15 protein-coding genes are annotated in these 13,637 nt (G+C 62.5%); 10 read left to right on the top strand and 5 right to left on the bottom strand.

What is annotated here, in order from left to right; translation table 11 throughout:
• Nucleotides 1-76 precede the first annotated feature (76 nt).
• Together pth and DC522_RS17660 are read right to left on the bottom strand one after the other, a co-directional pair.
• The gene (pth, locus tag DC522_RS17665) at nucleotides 77-688 is read right to left on the bottom strand and encodes an aminoacyl-tRNA hydrolase (RefSeq protein ID WP_116529990.1); all 612 of its coding nucleotides are present in this window, start codon (nucleotides 686-688) and stop codon (nucleotides 77-79) included.
• An 86-nt stretch (nucleotides 689-774) separates the two neighbouring features.
• The gene (locus tag DC522_RS17660) at nucleotides 775-1,389 is read right to left on the bottom strand and encodes a 50S ribosomal protein L25/general stress protein Ctc (RefSeq protein ID WP_116529989.1); all 615 of its coding nucleotides are present in this window, start codon (nucleotides 1,387-1,389) and stop codon (nucleotides 775-777) included.
• A gap of 220 nt (nucleotides 1,390-1,609) precedes the next feature.
• On the opposite strand from DC522_RS17660, the gene DC522_RS17655 reads away from it, so the two are divergent.
• On the top strand, nucleotides 1,610-2,380 hold the full coding sequence (locus DC522_RS17655; protein WP_116529988.1) for a hypothetical protein: 771 nt from the start codon (nucleotides 1,610-1,612) through the stop codon (nucleotides 2,378-2,380).
• An 89-nt stretch (nucleotides 2,381-2,469) separates the two neighbouring features.
• Here DC522_RS17655 and DC522_RS17650 read toward each other — a convergent pair whose 3' ends face one another.
• The 3 genes from DC522_RS17650 to DC522_RS17640 all read right to left on the bottom strand — a co-directional run bounded on the left by DC522_RS17650 (nucleotide 2,470) and on the right by DC522_RS17640 (nucleotide 5,283).
• Nucleotides 2,470-3,402: a ribose-phosphate pyrophosphokinase gene (locus DC522_RS17650; RefSeq protein ID WP_116529987.1), complete on the bottom strand. Its 933-nt coding sequence runs from the start codon at nucleotides 3,400-3,402 to the stop codon at nucleotides 2,470-2,472.
• A 155-nt stretch (nucleotides 3,403-3,557) separates the two neighbouring features.
• Nucleotides 3,558-4,061 (bottom strand): hypothetical protein, encoded by a 504-nt coding sequence (locus DC522_RS17645; protein WP_116529986.1) that lies wholly within the window; start codon nucleotides 4,059-4,061, stop codon nucleotides 3,558-3,560.
• A 61-nt stretch (nucleotides 4,062-4,122) separates the two neighbouring features.
• On the bottom strand, nucleotides 4,123-5,283 hold the full coding sequence (locus tag DC522_RS17640; RefSeq protein ID WP_116529985.1) for a benzoate/H(+) symporter BenE family transporter: 1,161 nt from the start codon (nucleotides 5,281-5,283) through the stop codon (nucleotides 4,123-4,125).
• A 296-nt stretch (nucleotides 5,284-5,579) separates the two neighbouring features.
• Here DC522_RS17640 and uvrC point away from each other — a divergent pair, with 296 nt between their 5' ends.
• From uvrC to DC522_RS17590, 9 genes are all read left to right on the top strand, one after another.
• Nucleotides 5,580-7,595, top strand: coding sequence for an excinuclease ABC subunit UvrC (uvrC, locus tag DC522_RS17635; RefSeq protein ID WP_116529984.1), 2,016 nt, complete (start codon nucleotides 5,580-5,582; stop codon nucleotides 7,593-7,595).
• Between the two features lie 91 nt (nucleotides 7,596-7,686).
• Nucleotides 7,687-8,265 carry a CDP-diacylglycerol--glycerol-3-phosphate 3-phosphatidyltransferase gene (pgsA, locus tag DC522_RS17630; protein ID WP_245444265.1) on the top strand — a complete coding sequence of 193 codons (579 nt, stop codon included), beginning with the start codon at nucleotides 7,687-7,689 and terminating at the stop codon, nucleotides 8,263-8,265.
• A gap of 5 nt (nucleotides 8,266-8,270) precedes the next feature.
• Nucleotides 8,271-8,522, top strand: a complete 252-nt coding sequence (moaD, locus tag DC522_RS17625) for a molybdopterin converting factor subunit 1 (protein WP_116529982.1) — start codon at nucleotides 8,271-8,273, stop codon at nucleotides 8,520-8,522.
• A 5-nt stretch (nucleotides 8,523-8,527) separates the two neighbouring features.
• Nucleotides 8,528-8,980, top strand: coding sequence for a molybdenum cofactor biosynthesis protein MoaE (locus DC522_RS17620; RefSeq protein ID WP_116529981.1), 453 nt, complete (start codon nucleotides 8,528-8,530; stop codon nucleotides 8,978-8,980).
• 782 nt (nucleotides 8,981-9,762) lie between these two features.
• Nucleotides 9,763-10,818, top strand: a complete 1,056-nt coding sequence (locus DC522_RS17610; protein ID WP_116529979.1) for an extensin family protein — start codon at nucleotides 9,763-9,765, stop codon at nucleotides 10,816-10,818.
• A gap of 81 nt (nucleotides 10,819-10,899) precedes the next feature.
• Nucleotides 10,900-11,352, top strand: a complete 453-nt coding sequence (locus tag DC522_RS17605; protein ID WP_116529978.1) for a hypothetical protein — start codon at nucleotides 10,900-10,902, stop codon at nucleotides 11,350-11,352.
• The gene (locus tag DC522_RS17600; protein WP_245444263.1) at nucleotides 11,349-12,011 is read left to right on the top strand and encodes a ribonuclease T2; all 663 of its coding nucleotides are present in this window, start codon (nucleotides 11,349-11,351) and stop codon (nucleotides 12,009-12,011) included. The genes DC522_RS17605 and DC522_RS17600 overlap by 4 nt, the downstream gene beginning before the upstream one ends.
• A 10-nt stretch (nucleotides 12,012-12,021) precedes the next feature.
• A complete protein-coding gene (locus DC522_RS17595; RefSeq protein WP_116529977.1) occupies nucleotides 12,022-12,870 on the top strand; it encodes a 23S rRNA (adenine(2030)-N(6))-methyltransferase RlmJ in 849 nt (282 codons plus the stop codon).
• Between the two features lie 78 nt (nucleotides 12,871-12,948).
• Nucleotides 12,949-13,554, top strand: a complete 606-nt coding sequence (locus DC522_RS17590; protein ID WP_116530042.1) for a glutathione S-transferase — start codon at nucleotides 12,949-12,951, stop codon at nucleotides 13,552-13,554.
• The last annotated feature ends 83 nt before the right edge of the window (nucleotides 13,555-13,637 follow it).

The following is a 13,637-nucleotide window of genomic DNA, read 5'->3' as shown; positions in this document are numbered from 1 at the left end:
ACTCCTTGTTCATAGCCGGTGTAGGCCGGCGTGATGATTCCTTTGGCCGGCAAACAGCCGGCGTTGTTTTTTAAGCCTAGCTGGCCTTCTCTCCAGGCCGCTTCACATCCGTCCAGCCTCTCGCCTCCATGGCGAGGTGGACCTTGTTCTGAAAGCTTCCGTCTTCGCCTTTGGCGAGGAGGGGAGCGTTGTCAGCGATGATGCGGCACAGGTCTTCGACCCATGCTTCCTCGCCTTTACCGAAATCGCCGAGCACATGGTGCTGCACGAGCGCCTTGTGGCCGGGATGGCCGATGCCGAGCCGCACCCGGCGATAATCGTTGCCGCAATGGGCGGAAATCGAGCGCAGGCCGTTGTGGCCCGCATTGCCGCCGCCGATCTTCACGCGCAGCTTGGCGGGCGGTAGATCGAGCTCGTCGTAGAAAACCGTGACGTCCTTGAGCGGGATCTTGAAGAAGTTCTGCGCTTCTCCCACCGCCTGGCCAGACAGGTTCATGAAGGTCTGCGGCTTGAGAAGCAGCACCTTCTCGCCGCCGATCACCGCATCCGCGGCCTGGGACTGGAAACGCTTGCGCCACGGACCTGCGTTGTGCACGCGCGCAATCTCGTCCACGGCCATGAAACCGATGTTGTGGCGGTTTCTGGCATAGCGGGAGCCGGGATTACCAAGGCCGACAAAAAGGCGCATCGCAAGGTATTCTCATAAGAAACGCTCCGGCCTTGCGGTCGGAGCGTTGAAGCCGGTCAATGGGCTTGAACGCCCGATGAGGCCGATTAGGCGGCGGTGCCTTCAGCAGCCGGAGCCTCGGCGGCCTCTTCCTTCAGGCCGGTCGGGGCCACGACGGTGACGAGGGTGAGGTTCTCGGCAGAGGTCGCCTTGGCGCCGTTCGGCAGCTTGACATCCGCGAGGTGGACCGAGGAGCCGATGTCGAGACCCTCGACCGAAGCCTCGATGTAGTCCGGGATCGCATCGGGCGAAACCTGCAGCTCGACGGTGTGCTCGACGATCTGGAGGGTGCCGCCGCGCTTCACGCCGGGGCTCTTTTCCTGGCCGACCACGTGCACCGGAACCACGACCTTGATGGTCTGGCCGGCGGAGACGCGCAGGAAGTCGACGTGCACGGGGAAGTCGCGCACCGGGTCGAGCTGGTAGTCGCGCGGAATGGCGCGAACCGTCTTGCCGTTGACGTCGATCTCGAAGATCGTGGTCAGGAAGTGGCCGGCGAAGATCAGCTGCTTGGTCTGGTTGAAGTCGAGAGCAATCGCCTCGGCCGGCTGACCGGCACCGTAGATAACAGCAGGAACTTGGCCTTGGCGACGAACAGCCCGGGCGGCCCCCTTGCCGCTCCGGTCGCGCGCCACGGCCTTGATTTGCTTAATTTCGCTCATGGTCGTGGTCCTTTGAATGGGAGTTAAAAACCGATGGCCGCCTTAAGGCGGCCATGAGGTCCGCGCCCGTGCCTCCAAGGGTGTCGAGCGGGCGCGAGGCGGCTTATACCTCGATATTCCCTTCCCTGCAACCAAAGGAGATTCTGGATCGATCCTGCCTCGTTGATACCATCAAGAGTTGCGACAGGGGGAGGGATTGCACGTGTTGGATGGCAGGGGAATGTACATCTGGAAGCTCGCCCCGATCATGGACGTCGAGGGGGGAGTGGAGAGCATGGTCGTCAAGGCTCAGCGGGCAAAGTTGTCCAGCATCTGGGTCAAGGTCGCGAACGGAAACACGGCCTATTCGAATGCAACGGGAGCGATGGCGCGCGAGTTTGCGAGGCTGGTGGACGGGATGCACGGGGCAGGCATCCAGGTCTGGGGGTGGCACGTTCCACGGGTGCTTCAGCCGGCCCATGCCACGGATGAGGCAGAACTGGTGGCCAGCCTCGCCTCTACCTTTCACCTCGATGGCGCTCTCATCGATGCAGAGGCGGGGTCGTCCTTCTTTCAGGGGACCCCTGCCGATGCGAGCATATATGCTTCTCGTTTGCGGCAGTTGATGGCTGACCAGGGAAAGGCCGTCGCTCTGTCGAGCCATGACATCCCAACGAACTTTCCGGAATTTCCATTCTGGAGCTTTGCGCAGCACGTCGATGTCAATGCTCCTCAGGTCTATTATGGAGCAAGCTCAAGCGTGAAGAACCGCCTCGACAGGGCCGTGGACGCAAACGCCGATCTTCAGATACCGATGGTTCCTGTCGGCGCTGGCTGGGTCGGTCCGGGTGGGGGATGTGCGAGCGCGAATGATTGTGCGGAGCGCGCGCTCGCATTCATGATGCTTTGCCGGAGATATGATTTACCAGGCTATTCTTTCTGGCACTGGTATGGAGCACCGACGGCTCTCTGGGATGTCTTATTCAACACCGGCGTCGTCCCAGAGGTATGACCTCAAGGGCCTGGCGCCTCGTGCGGAACCGGAGGTCCGCGTCGGCGGATGGATCCCAAAAGTGCAAGTCCACTTTTGTGTCGGGTGCTCTAGTCGAACAGACTCGACACCGAACTTTCGGTAGCCGTGCGCCCGATCGCCTCGCCCATCAGCTGAGCGATGCTGATCACCCGGATGTTGCGGGCCACCTTCACGGCCTCGGTGGGCATGATGGAATCGGTGATCACCAGTTCCTTCAGGCGCGAGCTTGCGATGCGGGCGACCGCGCCGCCCGAGAGCACACCATGGGTGATGTAGGCGTAGACCTCCTTCGCGCCCTTGGCGAGGAGAGCGTCGGCAGCGTTCACCAGGGTGCCGCCGGAATCGACGATGTCGTCGACCAGGATGCAGGAGCGGCCGGAGACGTCGCCGATGATGTTCATAACCTCCGACTCGCCGGGGCGCTCGCGGCGCTTGTCCACGATGGCGAGCTGGGCGTCGATGCGCTTGGCGAGCGCGCGGGCGCGCACCACGCCACCGACGTCGGGGGAGACCACCATGCGGTTTCCGCCGTCAAGGCGCTCCTTGATGTCACGGGCCAGGATGGGGGCGGAGAACAGGTTGTCGGTGGGGATGTCGAAGAAGCCCTGGATCTGACCGGCATGGAGATCCAGCGTCAGCACGCGGTCCACGCCCGCATGGGTGATGAGATTGGCCACGAGCTTGGCCGAGATCGGCGTGCGGCCCGACATGCGCCGGTCCTGCCGCGCGTAGCCGAAATAGGGCACCACCGCCGTAATGCGCCTTGCCGAAGAGCGGCGCAGCGCATCCGTGATGATCAGGAGCTCCATGATGTGATCGTTCGTGGGGAACGAGGTCGACTGGATGATGAAGACATCCTCGCCGCGCACGTTCTCCTGGATCTCGACGAACACCTCCATGTCCGCGAAGCGCCTCACCTGGGCCTTGGCCAGGGGCACATTGAGATAGGCGGCGATGGCCTCGGCCAGGGGACGGTTGGAGTTTCCCGCAACGAGCTTCATGAAAGCAACTTCAGCTTTGAGTGACCTGTCGAGCCCGCTGCGCAATATAGAGACGTCTGCGCGGCCAGGCGCAAGGCTCTTAGCAGCGATATCAAAACGTCACAATACGAGTCGTGCTGGATTAAGTGCCGCAATAGCGATTTGCGGCCATGCGGTTACTGCAGAGCAACGGGCGTTTCCTCGTCCGAAGCATCCGCCGTTTGAATGGATTTCGAGTTGCTGAGGAACTCGGCGATCTCGTCCATGCTGGACTGGGCGAGCTTGGCCAGGGTCTCCTTGTCGATGGCAGAGATCGAGCCGGAGGCCAGGGTAACGGCTCGGGATCCTTCCAGTCGCTTGGCGCGGCGCTTCTGGGAATCGAACACGTCCCAGACATAGGAAACCTTGGTCTCCCCGTCTTCCGTGGCGGTGGAGAGATAGCCCCGAACCCGGTAACGGGCTTGGGCGCTGGAGCCGACGAGTTCAACCTTGCGATCGGAGGCTGCGGTCGCGAGTTCGTCGAGGAGGGCGGTCTGGACCGGGGCAGGGGCACCGTCGATGCTCTCAAAGGCCACCGGCACACCTTCGGGCGAGCCACCCAGAAGAGACCCCTGACAGGCACCCAGAACCATCGTGATTGCCATAGCGGCAAGCCGCCCCCAACGCTTCGTCCCGGCCATAAAGGCTCCTGTTTTATTTTCGGTAACGAAATATTAACCGTAACGGGAGCCGCCGTCCAGATCAGCCACGCTTGCGCAAGTTAACGATGAGGAAATCGAGCCCAAGCGCAATCAGGCCGGCAGCCAGTCCCCAGAAGGCGGAGCCGATACCGTAGAGAGTGATCCCTGACGCGGTGACGGCCAGCGTCAGCACGGCCGGGAAGCGCTTGGCCTCATCCGACAGGGCAGAGCCCAGGGCTCCGGCGAAGGCGCCCATGAGGGCGAGGCCCGCCACCGTCTTGATGAGTTCCGGCGGCAGCGCCCCGATCAGCGCGATGAGGGCGGCGCTGAAGGCCGCGAAGGTCAGGTAGCTCAAGGTATAGAAGGGCCCGACCATCCAGCGCTTGCCGGGATCGGGATGGGTGTCCGGCCCGGTGCAGATGGCCGCCGAGATGGCCGCAAGGTTGCTGGTGTGGGCCCCGAACAGAGCCGTCACCATGGAGGCGAGACCCGTGACGGCCAGAATCGGACGGGTCGGTGGCGTGTAGCCGGAGGCCCGCAGGACCGCGAAACCCGGCAGGTTCTGAGAGGCCATCGTCACCAGGAAGAGGGGAAGTCCGAGGCCGATCAGTGCGGCCGGTTCGAAGGCAGGCGTGATGAATGTCAGCGAGGAGAGGCTGAGATCCGAGGCGGGCGGCTTGGCCAATCCGCCCCCGAAGGCGATTCCGAGACCGATGAACAGCACCGCGAGCACAGCCATGGCCGGGTTGAACAGGCGAACGACCAGGAAGATGCCGACCAGGGGCAGCACGAGGCCGGGGGCTCCTTGCGCGCTCTCGAACACGGCCATGACGAACCGGATCAGGACTCCGGCCAGCATGGCAGCGGCAAGCGAGGTCGGGATCTTCTCGATCAAGCGCCCGAACGGCTTAATGAAGGCCGCCAGCATGATGAGGAGACCGGTGAGCAGAAAGCAGCCGACGGCGGCGTGAATGGAGAGGCCGCTGGAGGCAGCGATCAGCGCCGCGCCCGGGGTCGACCAGGCGGTGACCACGGGCATGCGGTAGCGAACGCTCAAATATCCGCTCGTTGCCGCCATGGAGAGGCACAAGGCCGCCACCCAGGACGAGGTCTGCGCCGCATCCGCTCCCACAGCCTGGGCCGCCGCGATGATGATGGCAATCGTGCTGCCAAAGCCCACAAGGGCCGCAACGACGGCTGATGTGATGATCGACAGGCGCATGGATCGGCTTCCCCTCAGGTTCGGCAGGCTCAGCCGTTTAGACCGAATACGATGGCCGCGCCAGTTTGCTAGCGCATCGTGCGGAACCGAAGGTCCGCGTCATCCTCCCACGTCATCACCGGCCTCGTGCCCGTGATCTCGATTCTTTGGAGCACCGCGCCCTTCGCATCGGGATGGCCGGGACACGCCCGGCCATGACGAAGGGAGAAGCATCAATCCCAAAAGTGCAGTCCACTTTTGTGTCGGGTGCTCTAGCTGCACTTTCCTCAAAGGCTGTCAGCCCTTAAATCTCCCTCATGAGTCGCAACACCTATAACGACGTTCCGCCGGATATCCTGGACAATGAGGAGGATGACGACAGCGTAGCCGTGGAGAGCGGCTCGGATGTCGAGTTCGACCTCGAGGCGAACCCCAGTTCCGTCCAGCGGGGCACGGAAGTCATCCGCCGGTTCTGGACGACGCTGCCCAACGCGCCGGGCGTCTATCGCATGTTGGACCTGAAGGGCGACGTGCTTTACGTGGGCAAGGCGAAGAGCCTTAAAGCACGCGTGGGCTCCTATGCGCGCGGCCAGGCGCATTCGAACCGCATCGCCCGCATGATCGCCGAGACCTCCTCCATGGAGTTCGTCACCACGGCGACGGAAACCGAGGCGCTGCTGCTCGAGGCCAATCTCATCAAGCAGCTGAAGCCCCGCTACAACGTGCTGTTGCGGGACGACAAGTCGCTGCCCTACATCCTGCTTACCGCCGATCATCCGGCGCCGCAGCTCGTGAAGCATCGCGGCGCGCGGAAGCGGAAAGGGGATTACTATGGCCCCTTCGCGAGCGTGTGGGCGGTGAACCGCACGATCAATGCGCTCCAGCGCGCATTCCTGCTGCGCTCATGCAACGACAGCTATTTCGAGAACCGCACGCGGCCTTGTTTGCTCTACCAAATCAAGCGTTGCTCGGGTCCTTGCACCAACGAAATCTCGCCGGAGGATTACGCTGAGCTTGTCAGTGAAGCGCGTGCCTTTCTGTCGGGTAAGTCGAATGCCGTGAAGCAGCGCATCACCGAAGAGATGCAACAGGCCGCCGAAGAACTCGAGTTCGAGCGGGCGGCGCGCTGCCGTGACAGGCTTGCCGCGCTCTCCGCCATTCAGGGCGTGCAGGGCATCAACACGCAATCGGTGGAAGAGGCGGATGTGTTCGCGCTCGACGAGCAGGCGGGACAGTTCTGCGTGGAGGTGTTCTTCTTCCGCAACTGGCAGAACTGGGGCAACCGCGCCTATTTCCCGAAGGCCGACAAGTCCATGACGCCGGACGAGGTGCTCAGCTCCTTCCTGGCTCAGTTCTACGACGACAAGCCCGCGCCGCGTCTCATCCTGCTTTCGCACGAGATCGAGGACGCGGAGCTGATGGCAGCCGCGCTTTCGACGAAAAGTGAGACGCGTGTGGAAATTCACGCGCCGCAGCGCGGCGAGCGCCGGCAGCTCATCGATTACGTTCTGCGCAATGCGAAGGAAGCGTTGGGACGTCGCCTGGCGGATACTGCTTCGCAACAGAAGCTGCTCATTTCGCTGGGCCAGGCCTTCGGCATGAACAAGGCCCCGCGGCGCGTGGAGGTCTACGACAACTCGCACATCATGGGCACCAATGCGGTGGGCGCCATGGTGGTCGCCGGCGCGAACGGCTTCATGAAGCAGCATTACCGCACCTTCAACATGAAGTCGGAAGACCTGAAGCCCGGCGACGATTACGGCATGATGCGCGAGATGCTGCAGCGGCGCTTCGCACGGCTCGTGAAGGAGGAGCCGAGAACCCCCGATCAGCAGGAGAATGCAAGTTCCTCTGATTCCGAGGATGCTTTCCCCTCATGGCCCGACCTCGTCCTCATCGATGGTGGCAAGGGACAGCTCGAAGCCGCTCGCCAAGCTCTGGCAGATGTCGGCGTCGGCGAAGACGACGTGACCCTCGTCGGCATCGCCAAAGGGCGCGACCGCGATGCGGGACGCGAGACCTTCTTCAAGATCGGTCAGCCCGCCTTCAAGCTGCCGCCCCGGGACCCTGCGCTCTATTTCGTGCAGCGGCTTCGCGATGAGGCTCACCGCTTCGCCATCGGCACGCACCGGGCCAAGCGCAAGCGCGAAATGGTCAAGAACCCGCTCGACGAGATCCCTGGCATCGGGCCCACTCGCAAGCGGGCGCTGCTGCACCATTTCGGAACCGTCAAGGCAATCCAGCGCGCTGCCCTGGAAGACCTCATGAAGGCCCCTGGGGTGAATGCGGCCACAGCCCGAGCCGTGTACGATTTCTTCCACGAGCGGGGGTAAAGCCTGCGATAACGCCAATGTGGGGCGCCCCACGGTTGACGGATCGAGCCGAGGCATGCTTCCTGCCTATCCTATGAGCACTGCACGTTCCATGCGCCGGTCCAAGGCCTTCAATCTTGCCAATCTGCTGACCTATGGCCGTTTGGTGGCCGTGCCGGCCGTGGTCGGCCTGCTGTTCTGGCCGGAGGATCACTGGTCGCGTTGGTTTGCTCTGGCCGTCTTCGCGCTGGCGGCCATCACCGATTATTTCGACGGCTACATCGCGCGAACTTTCTCCCAGCAATCGGCCCTGGGCCGCATGCTCGATCCCATCGCCGACAAGCTCTTGGTGGCCGCCTGCCTGCTCATGCTGGTCTCCGACAAGACGATCCAGGGCTGGCATATCTGGGCAGCCCTCGTCATCCTCTGCCGCGAGATCCTGGTATCGGGCCTGCGCGAGTTCCTGGCGGAGCTGAAAGTCGGGGTGCCGGTCAGCCGCGTCGCCAAGTGGAAGACCACATTCCAGCTTCTCGCCCTCGGCTTCCTGATCGCGGGACCGGCGGGAGATACGGTACTGCCTGGAAACACCATGATCGGGCTCAGTCTCTTATGGGTTTCCGCGATCCTGACACTTTATACCGGGTGGGATTATCTCAGAACCGGCATTCATCACCTGATGGATGAGGGCTAGGCTCCATGAAGCTCGTCTATTTCGCCTGGGTGCGCGAGCGGATCGGCAGGACGGACGAGACCATCGACCTGCCGGAAGGGATTGCAACGATTGCCGATCTCGTGCGATGGCTGAAGACGCGGGGCGAGGAATACGAATATGCCTTCGAGAACGAGGCCATCGTCCGCGCCGCCATCGACCATCAGCATGTGAAGCCCGAAGCCTCGATTGCCGGCGCGCGGGAGATCGCCTTCTTCCCGCCCATGACCGGCGGGTAGGGACCATGCCCATCATCCGCATCCAGGTCGAGGCCTTCGATGCTGCTGCCGAGACGGCGGTTCTCTCAGCCGGGCGCGGGGATATCGGCGCGACGGTCGCCTTTACCGGCTTCTGCCGTGATGAGGGCGGCAGGCTCTCCGCCCTGGAGCTCGAGCACTATCCCGGCATGGCCGAAGCCGAGATGGCCCGCATCGCGAGCGAGGCCGAGGCACGCTGGCCTCTGATGGGGCTTACCGTCATTCATCGCTACGGCTTGATCCGTCCGGGTGAGCCCATCGTGCTGGTGCTGGCGGCTAGTGCCCATCGTCGCGCAGCCTTCGAGGCCGCCGAGTTCATGATGGATTACTTGAAAACCCATGCTCCCTTCTGGAAGCGGGAGCACCTGAAGGACGGCACTGTCGGCGCGTGGGTCGACGCGAAGAGTGCCGACGACACGGCCATGGAGCGGTGGGGCTGACCGGTAGATCTTGACCTGCTTCGGCTGGAGGAGGACCATCTTTCGCAGATGACGAGCGGAGGCGCCTATGCCGAACGTCTTGGTCTTTCTCGCCCTGGTGGCTTCTGCGCCTGCCGGTGCCCAACATGTGCAGGCACCCGGTCATAACCCCATTGACTGCTATTGCCGGGCCCAGGGACGGACCTTTGCTCCTGGAGAAACGATCTGTCTCAAGACGGCGGAGGGGCCAAGGCTCGCGCAATGCCGGATGGAGATCAATGTGATGTCCTGGAGCATCACCTCGAAACCGTGCCCTGAGGCATAAAAAACGCCGCCGAATCTGCGGCAGCGCTTAAAAAGAACGGGTCCGGTTGCTTGAGCCGTGAGGGCTGAGGTCGTCTTAGAAAAGACCGGCGACGATGGCGCAAATGAAAGAGAAAGAGACGCAGGCCGCTGCCACGTTGAGCTTGGCGGTCCAATCGGCATTCGACGTCAGGTTCATGATAGGCCCCTATCTGAATGGAGGGGGAACTTATCAGGATCCCAAGGATCTGAAAAGGGCGGGCTGGTCCTGAAAAATACTACAAATAGACTGTAAAAATGGTTAACAAATGGTTAACTCCTTGCTCCGATTAAGAAGAAAGCTGCCTTCGAGAAGTAGAGAAATTTTTGGAATCCTGCCTGCAGAGCGCACTCTCCCGCCCTTTTAGCCTATTTCTCGAAACAACCGGTCCGGAGATGGTCTGAACCTTGGGAAGGGCCGTTGACGGGATGTTTACCGGCAGCAGGCTAGGGTCCCGCCCATGCGTCGTGGGTTAGTTGCGTTTGTTGCCCTATCGCTTGTTGGGCTCGGGTTGACCGGTTGCGGGTTGTTTCGGTTCGAACAGCGCGAGCCCTGGCGCGCGCAGGCTGAGGAAGCCTGCCTGTCGCAGCGGCTCGTGCAGCCATCGGCTTATGTGGCCCTGTCGTCCAAGATCGACGGCCCCGGTGTCTGCGGCATGGATTATCCCTTCAAGGTCGCCGCCTTCAGCAACGGCGAAGTCGGCCTGAAATCCAAGGTGACCCTTGCTTGCCCGATCATCCCGCGCATCGATACTTGGCTCGATGAAATCGTGAAACCTGCCGCCGTCATGCATTTCGGCGTCCCGGTCGTGGATCTGAAGGCGGGCTCCTATTCCTGCCGCCCGCGCAACAACCAGCGCGGTGCCAAGCTCTCCGAGCACTCCTTCGGCAACGCACTCGACGTCATGGCCTTTGTTCTGGCGGACGGTCGCGAGATTACAGTCATGAAGGGCTGGAGGGGCGATCCTGCCGAGCAGGACTTCCTGCGTGAGGCCTTTGTGGGCGCCTGCCGCTATTTCACGACGGTGCTGGGCCCGGGTGCGGATGCTTTCCACTACGACCACCTGCATATCGACCTGGCGCGGCATGACCCGCGTGGCGAGCGCCGCATCTGCAAGCCGATCATCAAGTTCACGCCGCGCATCGACCCTGAGCAGAGCCGCCAGATTCTCCAGAGCGTGAGTGCTCAAGGCGATCTGCCGACGACAGAGCTGGAGCAGGATGTGCCGGAGGAGGGGGGCTCCGCAGGTTACGCTGCGGACTCGCCCATGGGAGCCCCCATGGCGCCGCCGCTGGTCTCGGCTCCCGTGCCGCCGCCGGCACCGCGTTATCCCGCTAACCCGACCTATTCCGGCAATACGGCCCAGGACGTCTATACGCCTCCGCCGCCTCCGGGATATGGCGCGCCATTTCCCCGGCAGAGCACTCAGCAGCCCCAGCAGACCTATGCACCGCCAAGACCGATGCGCTCGTCCACAGGGGAACCGATGGTGCTGAACAGACACGCTGTCTATTAATCGGTAAGCGGAGCCTTGACGTTCGGGGCTGCCGCCCACATGGTCGATGTGACAAAGTCATCGACCTCTTGGAGCATTAGAATGAAGTGGCTGGCGGCCCTTATCTCCTGCGTTGTTCTGAGCGCTCCCGCTCTCTCTCGTGAGATAAACCCGGCAGAGCGGCGGGAGAGGGCTCACGAGCTTTCCTTGAGGCAGTACGATGCTGGCCTGCCGGCCTGCGCCGATCCGGCTGTGCTCAACGATGTTGCGTCAAGATTTGAGAAAAAGGAGCGCCGGTTCTGGAACTCCAGTCTCAAGATCCTGGCGTTCGAAGGGATTGTGCAGGTGGCTTGGCGTCCCTGGGGCCTCGATTACATCCCTCGCCGCTACTGCACCGGCACGGTCGTCGTGTCCGACGGCTACAGGCACAAGGTCAACTTCTCGATCCGCGAGGACCTGGGCTTCATCGGCATTGGCTGGAACACTGATTCCTGCGTCGACGGCTTCGATCGCAACTACGCCTACGCTCCCCATTGCAAGCAGGCCGCCCCTTGAGCTTGAGCCGGTGTCTCGCCTTCGCGGGTGCCTGCCTTCTGCTTGCCTCGCCTTCCGTTGCGCAAGCGCCGCGTGAGGCGAGGGGCGCCCCCATGGGGCAGTTCGATTTCTATGTGCTCGCCCTGTCCTGGTCGCCGGGCTTCTGTGAGATCCGCGGCCGGAAGAGCCGGCAATGCGAGGACGGGAGCGGCCTCGGCTTTGTCGTGCATGGCCTGTGGCCCCAGATGGAGCAGGGCTATCCCAGCTTCTGCGAGCCCATCGGCCGCTTCGTTCCCAGTACGGCGATCAAGGAAATCTCGGGCCTCTTTCCCGATGATAATCTCGCCCGCTATCAATGGCGCAAGCACGGCAGCTGCTCCGGCGAGAGTCCGAGCGGCTATTTCAGAGCCGTCCAGCGCGCCCGCGAGCGCGTCCGTATTCCGGACAGTTTCAAGGCCCTGGGCGATCGCTCCAAGGTTCTGCCGAGCGAGATCGAACGGGCCTTCATGAGCGTTAACCCAGGACTACGCGCCGACATGATTTCGGTTTCCTGCGGACGGCGTATCTTTCAGGAAGTGCGGATCTGCCTCGACAAGGATCTGCGTGGCTTCCGCCAGTGCCCCGAGGTCGATCGGGACGGCTGCCGCGCGGGTGAGCTCACGATTCCGGCGGTCCGATAGGACTTGATCGATGAATTACCGACACGCCTTCCACGCCGGCAATTTCGCCGACGTCATGAAACACGCTCTCCTGGTGAGGATTCTCACCTATTTGCAGCGCAAGGAAACGCCTCTGCGGGTCATCGATACCCATGCGGGGATCGGACTGTACGATCTTACCGCCGACGAGGCAGAGCGGACAGGCGAATGGGTCGAGGGTATCGGTCGCCTCGATGAGCCTTTTGCGCCCGAGGTCGAGCCCATCCTCTCGCCTTACCGCAAGGTGATTGCAGATGTGCGCGCCCGGCACGGAGAGACCATCTATCCCGGTTCGCCGGGCATCGTTCGGGAGCTTCTGCGCCGTCAGGACCGGGGCGTGTTCGTCGAGCTGCATCCCGCAGACTATGCGGTGCTGAATGAGGCTTTCAATGCGGTCTCGAATCTGAGGGTGATGCATCTCGATGGATGGACGGCGCTTCACGCGCTCATCCCTCCGAAGGAGAAGCGCGGGTTGGTACTCATCGATCCGCCTTACGAGAAAACGGGCGAGCTGGAGCGGCTCGGGACGGAGCTGCTCGCCGCGCTCAGGAAATGGCCGACCGGCGTCTATGCGGGCTGGTATCCCATCAAGGATGTGGCCCCAGTCGATGCCGTGGCTCAGCGGCTGCACGAGCAGAGCCCGCGTCCCGGCCTGCGCCTCGAGCTTTACGTGGACGATCCGCGCGACCCGTCGCGTCTCAATGGCAGCGGGCTCTTCGTGCTCAACCCGCCCTGGTCGCTGAAGGATGAGGCGGAGATCCTTCTGCCTGCTCTCGCAGAGCGCCTCTCCCGCAGCGGCTATGGCGCTTATCGCTGTGAAGCCTTCGGCCCTCCGGCATAAGATGGATTGCCGCCTCACTCAGGAGGGTCCATGAATGCAGCCATTCAACCGGAACCTCTCCTCGATAGGAAGCTATCCATGCCCGTTCTTCGCTCGTCTCCCGCATCGCCCTTCGGCCGCAAGGTCAAGATCGCGGCTTCTCTTCTTGGTCTCTCCGACCGTATCCAGATCGTCGATGCGGATACGATGAGCCCGGAGGACAGCATCCGTCAGCAGAATCCCTTGGGCAAAATTCCCGCGTTGGTGCTGGAGAATGGAGAAGTGCTCTACGACTCGCGCGTGATCGTGGAGTATCTAGATTTTCTCGCTGGTGGCGGGCGCATCTATCCGGCTGGCGAAGCGCGTTTCATGGCTCTGCGCGAGCAGGCACTGGCCGATGGCATCACGGATGCCGCGTTGCTCCAGGTCTATGAGGGCCGCTTCCGCTCGGACGACAAGCACGAGCCGAAATGGGTCAATCATCAGGCCGGCAAGGTGGAGCGTGGATTGGCCTATGCGGAGTCACACCTCTCGACGCCGGCAAGCTCCCTGCATATCGGCCACATCGCATTGGCCTGCGCGCTCGGCTATCTCGATCTGCGTTTTGCGGGCCGCTGGCGCGAGACACATCCGAAGCTCGCAGTGTGGCTTGCCGATTTCGAAGCGCGCGTCCCGGCCTTCGCAAAAACCAAGGTGACCGCATGACGGTAAAAAGGCCCGGGTTTCCCCGGGCCTTGTCTGTCGCGGCTGCGACGGCTCTTAGTAGGTGCCGAACTTGAAGTTCAGCT

Origin of the sequence: Microvirga sp. KLBC 81 (genome assembly GCF_003075415.1) — a bacterium.
In the GTDB taxonomy this organism is placed as follows: Bacteria; Pseudomonadota; Alphaproteobacteria; order Rhizobiales; family Beijerinckiaceae; genus Microvirga.
Note: the sequence above shows the minus strand (reverse complement) of the source record. Positions and strands in the feature narration are given on the sequence as shown.

Coding starts and splice junctions, on each gene's coding strand:
- pth (WP_116529990.1), bottom strand. CDS start 688: ATGCGCCTTTTTGTCGGCCTTGGTAATCCCGGCTCCCGCTATGCCAGA.
- DC522_RS17660 (WP_116529989.1), bottom strand. CDS start 1,389: ATGAGCGAAATTAAGCAAATCAAGGCCGTGGCGCGCGACCGGAGCGGC.
- DC522_RS17655 (WP_116529988.1), top strand. CDS start 1,610: ATGTACATCTGGAAGCTCGCCCCGATCATGGACGTCGAGGGGGGAGTG.
- DC522_RS17650 (WP_116529987.1), bottom strand. CDS start 3,402: ATGAAGCTCGTTGCGGGAAACTCCAACCGTCCCCTGGCCGAGGCCATC.
- DC522_RS17645 (WP_116529986.1), bottom strand. CDS start 4,061: ATGGCCGGGACGAAGCGTTGGGGGCGGCTTGCCGCTATGGCAATCACG.
- DC522_RS17640 (WP_116529985.1), bottom strand. CDS start 5,283: ATGCGCCTGTCGATCATCACATCAGCCGTCGTTGCGGCCCTTGTGGGC.
- uvrC (WP_116529984.1), top strand. CDS start 5,580: ATGAGTCGCAACACCTATAACGACGTTCCGCCGGATATCCTGGACAAT.
- pgsA (WP_245444265.1), top strand. CDS start 7,687: ATGCGCCGGTCCAAGGCCTTCAATCTTGCCAATCTGCTGACCTATGGC.
- moaD (WP_116529982.1), top strand. CDS start 8,271: ATGAAGCTCGTCTATTTCGCCTGGGTGCGCGAGCGGATCGGCAGGACG.
- DC522_RS17620 (WP_116529981.1), top strand. CDS start 8,528: ATGCCCATCATCCGCATCCAGGTCGAGGCCTTCGATGCTGCTGCCGAG.
- DC522_RS17610 (WP_116529979.1), top strand. CDS start 9,763: ATGCGTCGTGGGTTAGTTGCGTTTGTTGCCCTATCGCTTGTTGGGCTC.
- DC522_RS17605 (WP_116529978.1), top strand. CDS start 10,900: ATGAAGTGGCTGGCGGCCCTTATCTCCTGCGTTGTTCTGAGCGCTCCC.
- DC522_RS17595 (WP_116529977.1), top strand. CDS start 12,022: ATGAATTACCGACACGCCTTCCACGCCGGCAATTTCGCCGACGTCATG.
- DC522_RS17590 (WP_116530042.1), top strand. CDS start 12,949: ATGCCCGTTCTTCGCTCGTCTCCCGCATCGCCCTTCGGCCGCAAGGTC.